At 70.7% G+C, this 17146-nt stretch carries 14 protein-coding genes, 1 tRNA gene and 2 pseudogenes; 5 read left to right on the forward strand and 12 right to left on the reverse strand.

What is annotated here, in order from left to right:
• Nucleotides 1-36: 36 nt before the first annotated feature.
• Together FZN60_RS03280 and FZN60_RS03285 are read right to left on the reverse strand one after the other, a co-directional pair.
• Nucleotides 37-126 (reverse strand) — tRNA-Ser (locus tag FZN60_RS03280).
• Between the two features lie 296 nt (nucleotides 127-422).
• Nucleotides 423-812 (reverse strand): septal ring lytic transglycosylase RlpA family protein, encoded by a 390-nt coding sequence (locus tag FZN60_RS03285; protein ID WP_158871281.1) that lies wholly within the window; start codon nucleotides 810-812, stop codon nucleotides 423-425.
• A 414-nt stretch (nucleotides 813-1226) separates the two neighbouring features.
• Between FZN60_RS03285 and FZN60_RS03290 the strand changes: the two genes are divergently transcribed.
• Together FZN60_RS03290 and FZN60_RS03295 are read left to right on the forward strand one after the other, a co-directional pair.
• Nucleotides 1227-2471, forward strand: coding sequence for an FIST N-terminal domain-containing protein (locus tag FZN60_RS03290; protein ID WP_158871050.1), 1245 nt, complete (start codon nucleotides 1227-1229; stop codon nucleotides 2469-2471).
• Nucleotides 2468-3874 (forward strand): sensor histidine kinase, encoded by a 1407-nt coding sequence (locus FZN60_RS03295; RefSeq protein WP_158871052.1) that lies wholly within the window; start codon nucleotides 2468-2470, stop codon nucleotides 3872-3874. Before FZN60_RS03290 ends, FZN60_RS03295 begins: the two co-directional genes overlap by 4 nt.
• On the opposite strand, the gene FZN60_RS03300 is transcribed toward FZN60_RS03295, so the two are convergent.
• The 5 genes and pseudogenes from FZN60_RS03300 to FZN60_RS03320 all read right to left on the reverse strand — a co-directional run bounded on the left by FZN60_RS03300 (nucleotide 3875) and on the right by FZN60_RS03320 (nucleotide 7416).
• Nucleotides 3875-4588, reverse strand: a complete 714-nt coding sequence (locus FZN60_RS03300; RefSeq protein WP_158871054.1) for a response regulator — start codon at nucleotides 4586-4588, stop codon at nucleotides 3875-3877. It lies immediately after the preceding gene.
• 88 nt (nucleotides 4589-4676) lie between these two features.
• A complete protein-coding gene (locus FZN60_RS03305) occupies nucleotides 4677-5363 on the reverse strand; it encodes an orotate phosphoribosyltransferase (RefSeq protein ID WP_158871056.1) in 687 nt (228 codons plus the stop codon).
• A gap of 79 nt (nucleotides 5364-5442) precedes the next feature.
• Nucleotides 5443-5607, reverse strand: a complete 165-nt coding sequence (locus FZN60_RS03310; RefSeq protein WP_158871058.1) for a hypothetical protein — start codon at nucleotides 5605-5607, stop codon at nucleotides 5443-5445.
• Nucleotides 5608-5679: 72 nt separating this feature from the next.
• Nucleotides 5680-6063: pseudogene (locus FZN60_RS03315) on the reverse strand (cell wall hydrolase); the annotation flags it as partial.
• 306 nt (nucleotides 6064-6369) lie between these two features.
• Complete coding sequence (locus FZN60_RS03320; RefSeq protein WP_158871062.1) at nucleotides 6370-7416, reverse strand: class I SAM-dependent methyltransferase; 1047 nt, start codon at nucleotides 7414-7416, stop codon at nucleotides 6370-6372.
• 295 nt (nucleotides 7417-7711) lie between these two features.
• Here FZN60_RS03320 and FZN60_RS03325 point away from each other — a divergent pair, with 295 nt between their 5' ends.
• From FZN60_RS03325 to FZN60_RS03335, 3 genes are all read left to right on the forward strand, one after another.
• On the forward strand, nucleotides 7712-9691 hold the full coding sequence (locus tag FZN60_RS03325; RefSeq protein ID WP_199266472.1) for a putative bifunctional diguanylate cyclase/phosphodiesterase: 1980 nt from the start codon (nucleotides 7712-7714) through the stop codon (nucleotides 9689-9691).
• A 68-nt stretch (nucleotides 9692-9759) separates the two neighbouring features.
• Nucleotides 9760-10503: a TVP38/TMEM64 family protein gene (locus tag FZN60_RS03330; RefSeq protein WP_158871066.1), complete on the forward strand. Its 744-nt coding sequence runs from the start codon at nucleotides 9760-9762 to the stop codon at nucleotides 10501-10503.
• A 110-nt stretch (nucleotides 10504-10613) separates the two neighbouring features.
• Nucleotides 10614-12131, forward strand: a complete 1518-nt coding sequence (locus FZN60_RS03335; RefSeq protein ID WP_158871068.1) for a phospholipase D-like domain-containing protein — start codon at nucleotides 10614-10616, stop codon at nucleotides 12129-12131.
• Here the strand turns inward: FZN60_RS03335 and FZN60_RS03340 are convergent.
• From FZN60_RS03340 to FZN60_RS03360, 5 genes and pseudogenes are all read right to left on the reverse strand, one after another.
• Nucleotides 12085-13095: a lysylphosphatidylglycerol synthase domain-containing protein gene (locus FZN60_RS03340; protein ID WP_158871070.1), complete on the reverse strand. Its 1011-nt coding sequence runs from the start codon at nucleotides 13093-13095 to the stop codon at nucleotides 12085-12087. The two genes, FZN60_RS03335 and FZN60_RS03340, sit on opposite strands and share 47 nt — an antisense overlap.
• A 5-nt stretch (nucleotides 13096-13100) precedes the next feature.
• Complete coding sequence (locus FZN60_RS03345; RefSeq protein ID WP_158871072.1) at nucleotides 13101-13898, reverse strand: endonuclease/exonuclease/phosphatase family protein; 798 nt, start codon at nucleotides 13896-13898, stop codon at nucleotides 13101-13103.
• Between the two features lie 892 nt (nucleotides 13899-14790).
• Nucleotides 14791-16059 (reverse strand): annotated as a pseudogene (locus FZN60_RS28815) (polyhydroxyalkanoate depolymerase); the annotation flags it as partial.
• Between the two features lie 80 nt (nucleotides 16060-16139).
• Nucleotides 16140-16700, reverse strand: coding sequence for a GNAT family N-acetyltransferase (locus FZN60_RS03355; RefSeq protein ID WP_158871074.1), 561 nt, complete (start codon nucleotides 16698-16700; stop codon nucleotides 16140-16142).
• A gap of 6 nt (nucleotides 16701-16706) precedes the next feature.
• Nucleotides 16707-16997 carry a DUF1330 domain-containing protein gene (locus FZN60_RS03360; protein ID WP_158871076.1) on the reverse strand — a complete coding sequence of 97 codons (291 nt, stop codon included), beginning with the start codon at nucleotides 16995-16997 and terminating at the stop codon, nucleotides 16707-16709.
• Between the last annotated feature and the right edge of the window lie 149 nt (nucleotides 16998-17146).

Consider the following 17146-nt stretch of genomic DNA (forward strand, 5'->3'; position numbering starts at 1 on the left):
GACTTACCTGCGTCTATAAGGGTTTAGGGATCCAAATGGCGGAGAGGGAGGGATTTGAACCCCCGATACGGTTGCCCGTATGCCGCATTTCGAGTGCGGTGCATTCAACCACTCTGCCACCTCTCCGTCGAGGTGCGCCTTCTGCGAACGCGAGCCTCGGCGCGAAAGGCCGGGCGGCGGGCGGAAGACGCGATGGGCGCGCCCGGTGGTGTCGGGTGTCTCGCGCGCCGTCTCCTTATCAAAGGGGTGGCGGCGCGCACAAGAGCCAAAATCGCGCGACCTGGGCTCGCGGCCCTGGCATGCGGCGTTCCGTCGTCAGGCTGGCGTAAGGTTCGCGGCCCGCTCGCCCGCCGGAGCGAAAACTTGCCGCTTCGCTGGGTGCCGACCGGCTCCGTTCGGGCGGGACGGCGCGGGTCGGCGTGTCATAGGCGCGAGATCTCGACGCGGGCAACGCCCGAGCTGATCATGCCGATCGACTTCGCGGCGGCCTGGCTGAGGTCGATGACCCGGCCGTGGGCATAGGGGCCGCGGTCGTTGATGCGCACGATCACCGAGCGACCGTTGTTGCGGTTGGTGACGCGAACCTTGGTGCCGAAGGGCAGCGAGCGGTGGGCGGCGGTCATCGCGTTCATGTTGAAGCGCTCGCCATTGGCGGTCTTCCGGCCGTGGAACTGCTTTCCGTAATAGGAAGCGGAACCGGAGAGCCCGGCGCGCGTTTCAGCTGCAGCCGACCCGTGTCCGCTGCCGAAACCGGCGAGGAGGGCACAGGAGAAAAGGGCTGCGGAGAGCGCGGCTTTGGGCAGGATCGTCATTCGGTCGTCCGTTGGTCCGTTGCGGGGCATGCGGTGACCGGCTTCCTGATCGTTGTCCGTGGCGTCGGCGTGGAGCACCCGTGGCCAAAACAAGGTCATTTCGGGGCAACTGGCCTTGCGCGCAAGCTCCTGCCAGACCAGAGAAATTTCGATCGACAGCACAGTCGGGCTCGACTTGGCCCTCTCTCACCCGCGGGTGAATGGCGCCGGGCGATGCTTGCGGGCCTGACCTGTGGGACTTTCGCTCTCGACTTGAGCGAGCATCCGACACTCTTCTACGATGCTGATGCTCCCAGGCGCATCCTTCGGTCAGATGATCATAAGGGCGCCGCGCCCTTTCCCTCCGGGGCTTGCCGGCCTAAGCTCGTTCCCGTCGCATCGGCGGGGAGGCCGGCGCGTCGGGAGGAGCGTGAGGTGGTTCCAGTCGACCGCGCCGCGATGCGGCTGCACGAGGGCGGCGTCGCGACGCTGACCTATCGCGGCCGCGATCCGGACGATCTGGCGAAGGCCGCCGCGCGCCTCGTCGACGGCGGCGCCTACGCGCTCGTTCTCGCCTTCTTCGATGCCGCGCTCGATGCCGCCCGCCTCGCGGCGGCGCTCGCCCGGGCCTTGCCCGAGGTGCCCGTCCAGCTCGGCTGCTCGACCGCGGGCGAAATCGGCCCCTTCGGCTATCTCGACGGCGGAGCGGTGCTTCTGTTCTTTCCGGCCGACCGCTTCCAGGCCGTGGCAGGCGTCGCCGAGAACGCGGCGCAGGGCGGGCTCGAAAAGGGCGCGGCGCTCGCCGAGGAGCTGCAGGCCCGGCTCGCCGCGATGCCCCCGCCCGCTCCGGCCGAGCATCCCGACGATGCGCCCCCGTCCCCTCCCTGGTCACCGCTCGCGCTCTGCTTCCTCGACGGGCTGTCCAACGACGAGGAGGCGGTGCTGTCCGCCTTCGACGCCCGGCTCGGCGGCATGCCGCTCGTCGGCGGCTCGGCCGGCGACGGCGAGGCCTTCGGACAGACCCGCATCCTTTTCAACGGGCAGGTCCACGCCGGCGCCGCGGCGCTCTGCCTCCTGCGCACGAACCTGCCCTTCCGCATCTTCAAGTCCGATCATTTCCGCCCGACCGAAACCCACCTCGTCGTGACCGAATGCGACGCTCAGGCCCGCCTCGTCGGCGAGCTGAACGGTGCACCGGCGGCGCAGGAATACGCCACGGTCCTCGGCCTCGACCCGGATGGCCTCGACCGCCTGTCCTTCGCCGCCTATCCCGTGGTGGTGAAGGTCGGGAGCGAGCATTTCTGCCGCTCGATCCGCCGCCTGGAGCCGGAAGGACTGTCCTTCTTCTGCGCCGTCGACACGGGGCTCGTCCTGACGCTCGCCGAGCCGCTGGACATGGCGGAGTCGATGAGCGCGGTGCTGTCGCGGTGCGGCGACGATCTCGGCGGGATCGACTTCGTGCTCGGCTTCGATTGCGTGCTGCGGCGCGTGGAGGCCGAGCAGCGCCAGTTCGGCCGGCGCATCGCCGAGGTCTTCGAGCGCTTCGACGTCTTCGGCTTCACGACCTATGGCGAGCAGTTCCGCGCCATGCACCTCAACCAGACCTTCACGGGCGTCGCCTTCGGGCGGCCCGCCCCGGCGTCGGCGGCTGTCCGGCCGCTGGCGGTCGCCGCGGAATGACCGGGCGGGCGGACGAGACGCAGGCGCGGGGCGTCCTTCTGGGAACGCTCGGACGCGTCGGCGACGGCTCGCCGCGCGAGCGCTCGGCGGAGGAGGTGCGCCGGCTCGAAGCCGTCAACGCCGCGCTGATCCGCCGCGTCGAGCGGATGACGGACACGCAGTCCGGCGCCTTTTCCTTGTTCCAGACCGCGCTCCACCTCGAGGCCCAGGTGCGCAGCCGCACCGCGGAACTGTCCCAGGCGTTGTGCCGCGTCGAGCAGACGAGCCGCGAGAACCTTGCCGCACGCGAGGCGGCCGATCGCGCCAACCGCTCCAAGACGCGCTTCCTCGCCGCCGCCGGCCACGACATCCTCCAGCCGCTCAGCGCCGCCCGCCTGTCCTTGTCCACCATCGAGGCGCCGAACGCCGATGCGGCCGCGCGCCGGCGCGGGCTCGACACGATCGCGGCGGCGCTCGACACGATGGAGGAGCTGATCGCCAGCGTCCTCGACATGGCGCGCATCGACGCGGGCGCGGTGCGGCCGGAATTCGCCGCCGTGCCGCTGCGCGCGCTTCTCGAGGCCGTCGCGCGCGCCTTCGCGCCGCTCGCGGCCCGTAAGGGCCTCGTTTTGCGCGTCGCGGGCGCACCGACGATCCTCGGGACGAGCGATCCCGCCCTCCTGCGGCGCATCCTCGCCAACCTCGCCTCCAACGCCATCCGCTACACGCGAAGGGGCGGCGTTCTCCTGTCGGTGCGCCGGCGCGGCGCCCACGCCGTCCTCGAGGTGCGCGACACCGGCATCGGCGTGCCGGTCGACCAGCACGAGCTGATCTTCGAGGAGTTCCATCGCGGACGCGCCGTCGGTCTGGACGCCGGCACCGCGGCGGCGGGGCTCGGCCTCGGCCTGTCGATCGTCCGGCGCCTCGCCGACGCGCTGGAGCATCCGCTCGACCTGCGCTCCGTGGAAGGGCGGGGCAGCGCCTTCCGCATTCTCGTGCCCCGCACGGCTCCTCTGCCCGCCGGCTTCGACGCGCCGCCCGCCGGCCGGGAGCCGCTTGCCGGCGCGCGCGTCCTTCTTCTCGGCGACGGAGAGGCCATCGCCGCGGCCGGGGTGCTCTTCGCGCGCTGGGGCTGCCGCGTCGCGCGCGAGCCGGCCGACGGGCGGGCGGCCTCGGCGGAAACGAGCACCGACCTCGTCGTTCTCGGCGGCGGCGAGGCGGGCGGGCCGATCAGCGAGGCGGGTGCGCTTCGCGCGCTGGAGCGCCTGCGCGCCGCTCTCGGCCGTCCGGTGCCGGCGATCCTCCTGGTGCCGCGGCGCGAGGGGCACGAGCCCGGCGCGCCGCGCCCCGAGGCCTGCGAGCGGCTCGGCATTCCCGTCAGGCCGGCGGCGCTGCGGGCTCTGGCCGCCCACCTCCTCAGGTGATCAGGCGGCCGTCGGGCCTACCCCTGCCCCCGCCTCGGCCAGCGCCATGATCTCCTTGTCGAGGCGGGCGGTCTCGACCACGGCCTGGGTCCGGCTGATGACGCCGAGCTTCCTCAGGATCTCGGACACGTGCGCCTTCACCGTCGTTTCCCCGACGCCGAGCTCGAAGGCGATCTGCTTGTTGAGGAGGCCCTGGCGGATCATGCCGAGAACCCGCAGCTGCTGGGGCGTCAGGCTGGCGAGCCGCGCTTCGAGGCCGCTCCCCGCGGCGCCGGGATCGGCGGCGGCCGACGGCGATAGGGCCGCGATGTCGGCTTCGAGTCCGTCGGCGAGGTGCACCGCGCCGGCGAGGACGTCGGCGATGGCGCGGGCAAGACCTGCCCGGTTGGCGGATTTCGGCACGAAGCCGGACACGCCGTAGGACAGCGCTTGGCGCGCCACGCGCGGATCGCTCTGGGCCGAGACGACGAGGATCGGCAGGCTGGGAAAGCGGCTTCGCAGCGTCGTGACGCCTTCGAAGCCGGAAATGCCGGGCATGGACAGGTCGAGAAGGGCGAGGTCGAAGCCTTCGGCGCCCTCCTCGCGCAGGACCGCCGCAGCCTCCTCGATGCCCGCCGCCTCGCGGATGTCCGGTTCGGGATCGACGGCCTCGATCGCGCCGCGCAGCGCCTCGCGAAACAGCGGGTGATCGTCGACGATCAGGAAACGGTTCATGGGCGCGGCACCCCTCCCGAAGGCGCGGATCGATGCGCGACCTTAGAAAGGCTCCAGGCCATTCGCAATCGGGCCGAAGCCCGCCGGCTCAGCCCGCCCCGCCGCGCCCGCCATGGACCGAGGACCAGGTCACGGGATCGGACAGGAAGCTCTCGACGATCGCGAGGGTTTCGGGCGGAAAGCTCTTCTGCGCCTTGGCGACGGCGAGAACGTCGTGCCAGGTGACGAGCGAGTGGAGGCTGAGGCCGGCCTTGGCGAGCTCCTCCGCGACGCCCGGAAAGACGCCGTAGAAGAAGATCACGAAGGTGTGGTCGACGGTGGCGCCCGCCTCGCGCAGCGCTTCGGCGAAGCCGACCTTCGAGCCGCCGTCGGTGGCGAGGTCCTCGACGAGAAGGACGCGCGCGCCCTCCTTGAGATCGCCCTCGATGCGGGCGTTGCGGCCGAAGCCCTTCGGCTTCTTGCGGACGTAGAGCATGGGAAGGCCGAGCCGGTCGGCGATCCAGGCCGCGAAGGGAATGCCGGCGGTCTCGCCGCCCGCCACCGCGTCGATGTTCTCGAAGCCGATCTCGGACAGGATGCGCCCGCAGGCGAAGTCCATCAGCGTCGAGCGGATGCGGGGATAGGAGATGAGCTTGCGGCAGTCGGTATAGACCGGGCTCGCCCAGCCGGACGTGAAGCGGAAGGGCTCCTCCGGCCGCGCGCCGACCGCGCCGATCTCCAGGAACATGCGCGCCGATAGTTCGGCGACGCGCGCCTTGTCCACGAATGCCGTCACCGCCTGCTCTCCTTCGATCCTGACCGCTCCCGAGCCTCCATAAGCGCATCGCTTGCCGATGGAAACGGCGAGCTGCCGGTCAGCAGAGAAAGGGCAGGCCCGAACAGGCGAGAGCGAAGGGCGAAATGCCGAACAGAACGACGAGGATCGCCAGGAGAACCAGGAGGCCGACGAGAAACAGAAGGGCGCCTGCGGCGCTTCCCCGTCGCGGCGGCGGAGCGCCGGGCTGGGGCTCGGGCGCCACGGGGCCGGCGCCCGCCTACTGCAGCCGCAGCGCCTCGGCCTGGGTGCGCAGGCGCTTGTCGCCGCGCTCCTGCCGGCTGACCTTCTCGTAGAAGGCGTTGCCCCCGGCGATGGCCAGGTAGTGCATGTTGTCGTAGCCGAAGGAATAGCCGGCGGTGTGGAAGAACATGGAGCGGCCGACCTCGCGCAGGCGCTGGCCCTTCAGCACGGAATAAGCGGCGCGGAAGGCGAGATCGCGCCCGCCGCCATCCATCGGGCGGGTCAGGACGCCGGGCGCGAACTGGTTCTTCTGCCCGACGACCTCGCAGACCGTATCGGGATAGTTGGGGCTCGCGACGCGGTTCATGACGACGGTCCCGACGCCGAGCATGCCCTCGACGCTGTCGCGGCGCGACTCGAAGAACATGGCCCGCGCCATGCAGGCCTGCTCGCGCGGATCGACGGCATTGTAGCCCATCGGCCGGTAGGACCCGTAGCCCGCGCATCCCGACAGGACCGCGCCGGCAAGAAGAACGGAGCCGAGAGAAAGAACGAAGGACGGACGCATGATCAACCCGAACGACCCTGATGACGGGAAGGATTCGATCCGACAATTCGCCTCGAATGATTGGCGAATGCTGAAGATCGCGCCCCGCGTGACCGCATGGTTAACGAAGCTTGTCGTGGCGGAAATCTGGCGAAGCGGCCCCGAACCTCGCGCGAAGCTTGGGACCGCGCCGCTTGGATGCCGCCTGTGGCCGATCTGCCGCAGGCGGGCGCGTCGTCAGGCTAGGCGCATCGCCGCGTAGAGGATGTTGCCGTTGGCCCCGCGGAAGACGTCCGTCTCGACGCGGTCGGAAACCTGCGCCGCCGCTTCCTCGGCGATCTGCCAGATCTCGCGCTCGGAGCGCAGCAGCAGCGGCCAGTTCATGAAGGTCTCCATGTAGCCGTCGTCGACGATGTCGTGGTTGAAGTTGGCGAACAGGAAGGTCCCGCCGGGCTTCAGCATGCGCAGGCAGGTTTCGGTCAGCCGCACGGCCGCCGCGTGGGGCAGGTAGTCGTAGAGGCCCGCGGCATAGGCGAAGTCGAAGCGGCCGAGCCCGTAGCGCTGCGAGAGGAGGCCCTTCACCGAGCCGTTCATCGCCTCGACGGCGGTGCCCGCGAAGTCGCGCGCGACCGTGCCGACGCTCAACGGGTCCTGGTCGAGCGCCACCCAGCGCCGGATGCGCCCGCCCGCGAGCGCATCCGACAGGGCGCCCTCGCGCAGGTGCCCGCTCGCGATCGTCAGGATCTCGGTTTCCGCGCCTCGCTCGGCGGCCAGGGCGTCGACGCGAGCCGCCAGCAGGTCGCGGCGCTCGCGCACCGCCGATGCTGCCGGGGCGGCCGCGGTGTAGGCGTGGATCGCCCGGCCCCGATCGCTGGCTTCCGAAACGAGCGAGGCGACGCTTTCGTGGCCGTAGATGAAGTCGAGGAGACGAGCGTCGCCCGAATAGCCCCGCGGCTTGTCGAAGGACCAGGCGGTGAACGGGTCCTCGTGGACGATGGCCGCGACGGGGTGGCGCTGCGCCAGCGGCACCAGAGCCTGCCAGAGGGCGGGCGCGAGGCGGGCGCGCAGCTTGTGCATCTCGTGGAACAGGCGCGCAGTCACACGCTCCGGGGCCTCGCCGGCGCGAAAGCGTTGATCCACAAGGCTGAGCGCCAGGGCGAGTTGCGTCCGAGCAATCGATAGCTGGCCATCCTCTGCGGCAGATGACGCGTAGTCATGCTGCGAACCGATGAGCTCTGGGGTTATGAGACTTTCACCATCGATAGCCGTCGTTACTTGTCTCATGCTGTGTCCCGCTCGATGAAGTGGCGAGCTATCTTTACCTCCGCAACCATCCGTGAGTCTCGGGACTCGTAGACAATTTGATTTAAAGGTTAACGTAAGAGTTCCAGACAGTTCGCTCCAACCTGCAGGATCGATCGGTGGCGGACGGATCGGATTGCTCCACCGCGATTAAGTCTCGATTCCGAAGTGCGCCTTAATGTGCAGCATCCGGCCGAGGATCCGGAGCATGGAGGCCGACGCGAGCGGGACACGATCGGCCGACAGGATACCAAGAGGCGATGAGACAGGTTCACCCATGACCGCCAGCTTATCCCGGCTCGTCGAAGCCGAGTTGGCCAAGCGCTGGCACGCGCAGGCCGCCGCCCCGCTCCGCGAACTCTACGAAGCGCGGCGCGAGGACTCGCGGCGGGTCGACACCCGCTACACGATGTGGGCGGCGGTCGCGATCTACGTGGCCTTTTCCCCGCTCGACTTCGTCCTGATCCCGGATGTCGGCGCCTGGACGACGCTGGCGCGCCTCCTCTTCGGCGGGCTGGCGATCCTCCTGATCGAAGGCCTGACGCGGCTCGACGCCCGAGCGGACGTCCTCGACGCCGTCGGCGCAGGGATCGTGGTCGCCTGCTACATCGCCTGGCTCGCCATCGCCGTCTTCAGCAGTCACGCGCTCAGCGCGTCCTACTACATGGTCTTCGGCACCATCTTCATGATGGTCGCCAGCCTGTTCTTCAATTTCCGCCCGCTGAGCTCGATCCTGGCCTCGGTGGCGATCCTGTCCGCCTTCTTCGCCGCCACCATCTTCGTCGCCCCGGTGACGCCGGCCTATCGGCTGGCCTTCGGCACCTTCTATCTCTGCTGCTTCGGCTTCACCGGCCTCGTGAACTGGAAGCTGAACGCCGAGCGCTACAACGTCTTCCTCAACGCGCTCCAGGCGGAGCTGCGCCAGGAGGAGGTCGACGCCCGAAGCCGCGACCTCCTGCGCCTGTCCAACACCGACCCCCTGACCGGTCTCGACAACCGGCGCGCCATCGACGAGAAGCTCCGCCGCCTTTGGGCCGACTGGCAGGACACCGGCCGCGGCTTCGCGACGGTCCTGATCGACATCGACTTCTTCAAGAAATACAACGATTTCCACGGCCATCAGGCGGGCGACCGCTGCCTCGTGGTGGTGGGACATGCCCTGGCGGCGGCGCTCAAGCCCTTCGACGCCTCGATCGGGCGCTACGGCGGCGAGGAGTTCATCGTCATCGCCCGCCTGAAGCGCGCCGACGAGGTCGCCTGCCTCGCCGAAACCATCCGCGGCACGGTCGAGGCGCTCGGCCTGCCGCACGGCCATCGGCGCGACGGCACGAGCGTGGTGACGGTCAGCGTCGGCGCGGCCGTGACGCGTCCCCAGATCGGGCCGAAGCTGGAGAAGCTGATCAACGAGGCCGACCGGGCGCTCTACGGCGCCAAGGCGAACGGGCGCAACTGCGTGCGCTTGTTCGATCCCAACGATCCCCAGAGCAGCGACGAGAGCGAGAACATCGCGGCGCTCCTGCGCATCGCCGTCGCCCAGAACCTCGTCTCGCTCGTCTACCAGCCGATCCAGAACGTCGCCACCGGCGAGGTCGAGGCGGTGGAGGCGCTGATGCGCCTGCGGATGCTGGACGGCACCAACGTGCCCCCGAGCCTCTTCATCCCGATCGCCGAGCGGACCGGCGCGATCCTGGAGCTCGGGCGCTGGGCGATCCGGACCGCCTGCCGCGAGATCCTAGCCTCCCATCCCGGCCTCGTCGTCAGCGTCAACGTTTCGGCCGTGCAGCTGCGCGCGCCGGGCTTCCCGGCGAGCGTCGCGGCGATCCTGGGAGAGGCGGGCGTCACCGGCAACCGGCTGGCCCTGGAGATCACCGAAGGCCTCGAGCTGGAGATGCACTCCGACGTCCTGCGCTGCATTTCGGAGCTGAAGCAGCTCGGCATCCGCATCTGGCTCGACGATTTCGGCACGGGCTTCGCCGGCCTCTCCTGGCTGCGCCTCATCAGCTTCGACACGGTGAAGATCGACCGCTCCTTCCTGCACGACAGCGCCGACCCGCGCGGCGCCGCCATGCTCCAGGACATCATCGCCCTCATCCGCAACCGCGGCCACCGCATGCTGGTGGAAGGGGTGGAAACGGCCGAGCAGATGGCGCTGATGCGGGCCTACCGGATCGATCAGATCCAGGGCTACCACGTCGGCCGCCCGATGCCCGCCGACAGCATCAAGGCGGACCTGCGGACCCGCCGCGTTCGCGCCTGATCCCTGGAGATCGACGGATGGGTCGCGCCGGAGGGAACGCTCGGGCGGGCTTGCGCATTGCGGGGCCGATGACTTCCGACGCCGCGCCGGCCGCCCCTTCCGCTTCTCCGCTCGATCCCGCCGCGGAACGCCGCCACTTCATCTGGGTCGCGGCGGCCTCGCTCGGCGGCTTCGCGCTGCTTCTCGCCGCCTGGTTCGTCCTGCCGGTCGACGACTGGCTCGCGCGCTTCGCCGCGTTCGCGGACGGCCTCGGCTGGCCCGGCATCCTCATGCTGTCGGCGGCCTACGTCCTCGGCACCGTTCTTCTCGTGCCGGGCTTTCCGATGACGCTCGCCGCGGCCGTGGCCTACGGCTGGGGCGCGCTCGCCATCTGCTTCTTCGGGGGCCTCCTCGCCGCCTCCATATCCTTCTTCATCGCCCGCTTTCTCGCCCGCGACTTCGTCCAGCGGATGCTGCAGCGTCGTCCCGTCCTCAAGGCCGTGGACGAAGTGGCGGGAGAGGACGGGTTCATGACGATCCTTCTCGCCCGGCTGACGCCGATCACGCCCTTCGCCTTCGAAAACTACGCCTTCGGCGTCACCGCCGTGCGGTTCTGGCCGTTTCTCCTGGGCAGCGCGCTCGGCATCGTGCCGGGCACGATCATGAACGTCTGGATCGGGGTCATCGGCCGCACCGCGGCGACCGGCGAGGCGAGCCTTGCCAACTGGCTTCTGCTCGGCGTCGGCTTCGCCGCGACCGTGATCCTCACCGTCTGGATGACGCGCAAGGCCAAGCGCAAGCTCGCCGCCGACGGGGTCGCCACCCCCGCCTGATCCCGGCGCCATTCGTCCAGCCGCGACCGGTCCGCCGCTGGGCAAGCGCGCGCGGCGCCCGATATTCGATGGCGCCCGCTCCGTGTCTGACCCCCTGCCGCGAAGGCCCGATGGACCTGCCGATCGAACCAAGGCTCTCCTCCTCCGCTTCCGCCGCCCCGCCGAGCCTCGCGCCCGCCGGCGAAGCCGTGCTTCAGCCGGGCCGCAACTGCTGGCGGATCGAAGACGCGACCCGGGCCGCCGTTCTCGTCGACGCCGCTCCTTATTTCGCCCGGCTGGAGCCGGCGCTGCGCGGCGCCCGCCGCTCGATCATGGTTCTCGGCTGGGACTTCGACGGCCGCATCGCCTTCTCGCGCGGGGCGGATGACGAGCCGGCGGGCGAGCGGCTGGGACCGCTTCTGCGCCGCCTCGTCGAGGAGCGGCCGGAGCTCGAGGTGCGCATCCTCGTCTGGAGCGTCGCCGTGGTCCACGCGCCGAGCGACGCCGTCTCGCTCGTCGTCGGCGCCAACTGGCAGAACCATCCCCGCATCACGCTGCGGCTCGACACGAACCACCCCGCCTACGGCTCGCACCACCAGAAGGTCGTCGTGATCGACGACGAGCTCGCCTTCTGCGGCGGCATCGACCTCACGGTCGACCGCTGGGACACGCCTGAGCACCGGGTGGACGATCCGCGCCGCCGCACCCCGGACGGACGACCCTACCGCGCGGTCCACGACATGATGATGGCCGTCGAGGGACCGGTGGCCATGGGCCTCGGCGATCTCGCGCGCCGACGCTGGGAGCGCGCGACCGGCGAGACGCTGTCGCCACCCGCCCCGCGCGTCGAGGCCGAAGGCCGTCTCTGGCCCGTGGACCTCGCGCCGGACTTTTCCGACATCCCCGTCGCCATCGCCCGCACCGAGCCGGCCTGGAACGGCGCGCCGGAGGTACGCGAGTCCGGCCGGCTGACCCTGGACATCCTGTCGGCGGCGCGCACCCTCGTCTATGTCGAGGCGCAGTACCTCGCGAGCTTCGAGGTCGGCACGATCCTCGCGCGCCACCTCGCCCGCGAGAGCGGGCCGGAGGTCGTGATCCTCGTGTCGCGCCGGCTCAACGGCTTCCTCGAAACGGTGTCGATGGGTGGCAATCGCGACCGGCTGATCCGCCGGCTGAAGCGCGCCGACCGCTTCGATCGCCTGCGCGTCTTCCAGCCGGTGGTGCCGGGGCCGGCGGAGAGCGACTGCGAGGTGTTCCTTCACGCCAAGCTCCTGATCGCCGACGACCGGCTCCTGCGGATCGGATCCTCCAACCTCAACAACCGCTCCATGGGCCTCGACACGGAGTGCGACCTCGCCGTCGAGGCGGGCACGGAAGCGACGGCGCGGGCGATCGGCGCCTTGCGCGAGCGGCTCCTCGCCGAGCATCTCGGCGTCGATCCGATGCTGGTGAAGCGGACGGTGGCGGAGATGGGCTCGACCGTCGCGGCCATCGATGCCCTCAATACCGGCGCCCGGGGCCTCAAGCCCTACGCGGTCGGCAGCGGTCCCGGCCCGACCCACCGGGTGCCCGGCTCCTCGCTTCTCGATCCCAAGCGGCCCTTCAGGCTCGCCGGCGGGCTGCGCCGGCTGGTCCGGCGGAAGCGCTGAGACGGCGCGCGCGGCGCGCCAGGATCTCTGTCAGCGCGAAGGTGGCGCCGCCGAGCGCCAGCGGCACGAGGTAGTAGACGAGGCGGAACAGGAGAAGCCCGGCGATGATGTCGGCGTTCGGCAGGAGAAAGGTCACCACCGCCTCCAGGACGCCGATGCCGCCGGGCACGTGGCTGACGAGAATGCCGGCATTGGCCAGGAGATAGGCCGCGGTTGCCTGCGGATAGGAGACGGTCGCGACGGCGCTCAGCGCCTGATGGAGGCAGGCGGCGACGAGGGCGAAGTTGAGTGTTCCGACTGAGAGCTGGGCGAGCGCGAGCCGGAAGCCCGGCATGCGCAGCGACCAGGCCCGCAGCCGCAGCGGCCGCCGCGCCAGGGCGGCGAGCGCGAGATAGGCGCAGACGAGCGCCGCGCAGCCCGCTCCCAGCCCCAGGACCGCCGGCTCGGGCAGGCCCGTGAGGCTGGAGACGAGGCCGGGGCGGCCGAGAAACACGAGGGCGGCGAGGCCGAGAAGGCCGAGCCCGACGGTTGCTCCGCAGAACACGATCACCCGCGCCACTTCGCCGGCCGACAGACCGAAGCGCGAATAGAAGCGGTAGCGCACGGCGCCGCTCGACAGCGCCGCGAAGCCGAGATTGTGGCCGATCGACAGGGCGCAGAAGGAGGCGAGCGCCGCCCGCCGCCAGGGTTGCGGCCGCCCGGCATAGCGCAGCGCCAGCCAGTCGAAGAGGCCGAGACAGAGATAGCTCAGCGCCGCGAACAACGCGGCGGCGCCAAGGCGCGCCAGCGAAGCCGCCTCGATCGAGGCGGCGAGCCGGGCCGCGCTGTAGTTGCCGAGGGTGCGCAAAAGAAGGGCGGCGGCGAGCGTCAGCACGGCGACGGCGACAAGGGGGCCGAGCCATCGGGGCGGATGGGGTCGCCCGGCCGGCTTTTCGAGCCGCGCGTCGGAAGCCGCCTCGGCCATGCCCGTCACGCCGCGGCAGGGTGCGCCACGCGCGCAACCGCCCGGTCCACCTCGACCTCGACGAGGAGCGGCAGGTGATCGGAGGCGATCCGGGCGAGCGGCGTGCGCACGGCGGCGAGTGAGAGCGGCCGGACAGGACCGCGCGCGAAGACGTGATCGAGGCGCAGCAACGGGAAGCGGCTCGGAAAGGTCGCCGGCGAGCTCGCAATCCCCGGCGCGCGCCGCAAGTCGGCGAGCGCGCCGGCCAAGCGCCGGAAGGTCTGCCCGCCCGGCACGGCGTTGAAGTCGCCGAGGAGCACGGCCGGGTCGCGGCAGTCGGGATGGCCGAGCCAGTCGGGGCCGAGAAGGGCCGCGGCCTGCGCCTGCCGCTCCGCCGAGCGCAGCCCGAGATGGGTGACGATCACCTGCAGCTCGCTTGCCTCGCCGAGATCCACCGCCGCCCAGAGCGCGCCGCGCGGCTCCAGGTGCGGCTTGGCCGCGAGGCCCGGCAGCGGGCCGGCCTTGACGAGGCGCGAGGGCAGAGGCGTCAGGAGCGCGTCGCCGTAGCGCTCCTCGAGAACCGTCAGCGCCGCGTTGAAGTGGACGCGCATGCCGAGCTCGGCGGCGATGGCCTCGGCTTGGTCGACGCCCCCCGATCGCGGCCGCCCGACGTCGAGTTCCTGCAACGCGATGATCTCGGCGCCGGTCTGCGCGATCACCGCCGCGATCCGGGCCGGCGACAAGGTCCCGTCCGTGCCCAGGCACCGGCGGACGTTGTAGGTGAGGAGTTTGACGCGGCGGGGCGAAAGCGGGGCTGAAGGCAATCGGGTCTCGCGGAAGGACGACGGGAACGGAAGCGGCGGCGAGGAGCGCGACGCGCGGGCCGCCTCCCCGCTCGGCAAATCCCCGACCGGCTTTCGCGTTCCGCGCCCGCGGCCCGCCCGCGCTGGCTCGTCTTGATCAACGGCCGCCTAACACCGGAAGGCCCGCACACCGATCGAACGGAGCACGGGCCTCGTGAGAGCGAACCCGTCGCCCGTCGTATCGTGTGGCCTCGACCTCGGCGCGTCAGCGCTTGCGGAACGAGGGACGGCGGCGGTTCGGCTTGGGAGAAGCGGCTTCGATCTTCGGGGCGCGGTTCTTGGCGGCCTGGATCGCGGGCAGCTCGACCTGCGCGGCCGGGGCCTCGTCGCGCAGGGCGGCGGTCTCGGCGATCGCGGAAGCGCTGGCTTCGAGCGTCTCGATTTCGGGCAGAACCGGCGCCTGCGGCGCGGCGTCGAGGAGCACGGGTGCCGGCTCGACCTCGGCCGCAGCCTCGGACGCCGCGGCCTCGTCGGCCGGAGCCTCCGTCACCGCCGCGGGCTCGTCGGCCCCCTCGGGCGCCACCGGCTGCTCGAAGGCGGCCTTCTCATCCGCGACCGGGGTCGCTTCGGCGTCCGCCTCGGCCCGGATCGGGGCTTCGACGGCAGCGTCTGTCGACGCGGGCGGCGCGCTGTCGCCGGATGCCGGCCGGGCCGCGTCGGTCGCGCCGTCGGAGCCTCGCGGCGAGGCGAAGGGCTCGACCGGCAGGGCGGCTTCCGCCACGTCGACGGTCGCCGGCGCTTGCACGGAGGCGGCGGCCGGCTCGCCCAGACCGAGTTCGCCCGCTCCGCCCCGGCGCAGCGCCGCGGCCTTGGCCTTGCGCTCCTTCACCGCGCCCTCGCGGATCGGGGCCGAAGCGGAGGCCAGCGGCCGCGGCTGCGCGGCGCCGCTGTGGGTGGTGCCGTGAGTGAGCGCGAAGTCGAGGATGCGCGGCGCGATCTCCGCGCGGTAGCGCGAGCCGTTGAACACGCCGTAATGGCCGACCTTGGGCTGGACGTAGTGGACGCGGTTGGCGGCCGGGATGCTCGTGCACAGGTCCTGCGCCGCCTCGGTCTGGCCGACGCCGGAAATATCGTCGTTCTCGCCCTCGATGGTGAGGAGCGCGGTGGTCCGGATCGCGGTGAGGTCGATGCGCCGGCCGCGATGGGTGATGGTGCCCTTCGGCAGCGAGTGCTTGATGAACACCTCCTCCACCGTCTGGAGGTAGAACTCGGCCGTCATGTCCATGACGGCGTTGTACTCGTCGTAGAAGGAGCGGTGCTTCTCGGCCGAGTCCCCGTCGTCCTTCACGAGGTGCCAGAAGAAGTCCTTGTGGGCGATGAGGTGCCGGTCGAGGTTCATCGACATGAAGCCCGACAGCTGCAGGAAGCCGGGATAAACGCGGCGCATGAAGCCCGGATGCGGGAAGGGCACCGGCATGATGACGTTCTCGCGGAACCAGTCGATGCCCTTTTCCTTGGCGAGCTGGTTCACCGCGGTCGGGTTGGAGCGCGTGTCGATCGGGCCGCCCATCAGCGTCATGGTGGCGGGCGCGGCGGAGTCCTCGTCCATGGCCATGACGCCGGCCGCCATCAGCACCGGCACGGCCGGCTGACAGACGCCGATCACGTGCGTGTCGGGACCGAGGACGTGCAGCATCTCGATGACGTAGTCGACGTAGTCGTCGAGGTCGAAGCGCCCTTGGGCGAGCGGCACCATGCGCGCGTCGGTCCAGTCGGTGATGTAGACCTCGGCATAGGGCAGCAGCGCTTCCACCGTGCCGCGCAGGAGCGTGGCGTAGTGGCCCGACATCGGCGCGACGACGAGGAAGCGCGGGTCCTTCTTGTGACCTTCGGGAAGCGCACGCTCGAAGTGCAGGAGCCGGCAGAAGGGCTTCTCCCAGACCGCCTTGTCCTGGACGGGAACGCGCAGGCCGCCGACCACCGTTTCGTGAAGGCCGAATTCCGGCTTGCCGTAGACGCGGGTCGTGCGCTCGAAGAGCTCCGCCATGGCTGCCACGGCGCGCCCAGCTTCGGTGCGCGACAAGGGATTGAGCGGGTTCTGGTAGAAGAGCCGGGTCGCGTCCGCGATCGCGCGCAATGGAGCGAGCGCGGCATGGTTCCACTCATAGAACTGGTACAACATCGCCTCCGGCCTTCGTTCCCTCGGGTTGGTCTAGCAGTCTTTGCTGCATTGCACAATTCACGGCTGTTCATGACGTTCCGTCACAGCCACCGCACCATGACGGTCCGGTCCTCGGGCAAGGCTCCCGCGGGCGTTTCCGAAAGAAGGCGTTCGAGCAAGAATGGCGGAAGATCCTTGCGCAAAACCCTCACGAAGCCGCGGGCCTCGTAGAAGGGCGCGTTGAAGGGCACCTCGGCATAGGTGGACAGGCCGAGGGCGCGGTGGAAGAACCACTCGGCCCGGGCGCGAACGGCGGCGAGAAGCGCCGTGCCGAGGCCCCGCCGCCCATGCGCGGGATCAACGGAGAGTTCGGCCAGCCAGTAGAGCTCGCCGAGGTCGCGCCCGAGCGCGAAGCCCGCGGGCGTCCCGCTCGCCTTGTTCTCGGCGACGAAGACGTCGTGCGCCAGGATGCGCTCCACGAAGGCGCCGAGCGGCGGCGGTGGCTCGCCTGCCAGTTCCTCGCGCCCCGCCGCGACCAGAAGCGCGGTCGCGGCCCGCTCGATCGCCAGGAGCTCGGGCGCCTCGCCCGGCTCCATCACCCGGATGCGATAGCCCTTCGGTGCGAGGCCCTTGAAGGCGCGGCGGCCGGGCTCGTCGGCCACCGGCGCCTACTCGACGCCCTCGACGAGCATCATCTCGGCCGTGGCGTAGCGCTCGCGGATGGCCTTGGCCTTCTGGTACTGCTCGCTCTCGTAGCAGGCGCGCGCCTGCTCCATGGAGTCGAACTCGATCACGACGTTGCGCGCGCGCATCTCGCCCTCCAGGCGGTGCGTCGCGCCGCCGCGCGCCAGGAAGCGCGCCCCGTGTTCGCGGAAGGCGGGCGCGGCCGTCTCGACGTAGCCCTTGTAGCCCTCCGGGTCGTGCACATCGACCCGCGCGATCCAGTAAGCCTTCGGCATCTCGCCCCCCTTCGCCATGCTTCGACGGGGGTAACCTATGCTCCGCGCGCGGCTCGGACAGGTGCGCGAGCGCCGGGGTTTACGTTAACAAACGGTGACCGGTTTACTTCGGCGCCCCGCTGGACAATCGTCCGCCGCATTCCCGTCCC

The organism is Antarcticirhabdus aurantiaca (assembly GCF_009765365.1).
In the GTDB taxonomy this organism is placed as follows: Bacteria; Pseudomonadota; Alphaproteobacteria; order Rhizobiales; family Rhizobiaceae; genus Antarcticirhabdus; species Antarcticirhabdus aurantiaca.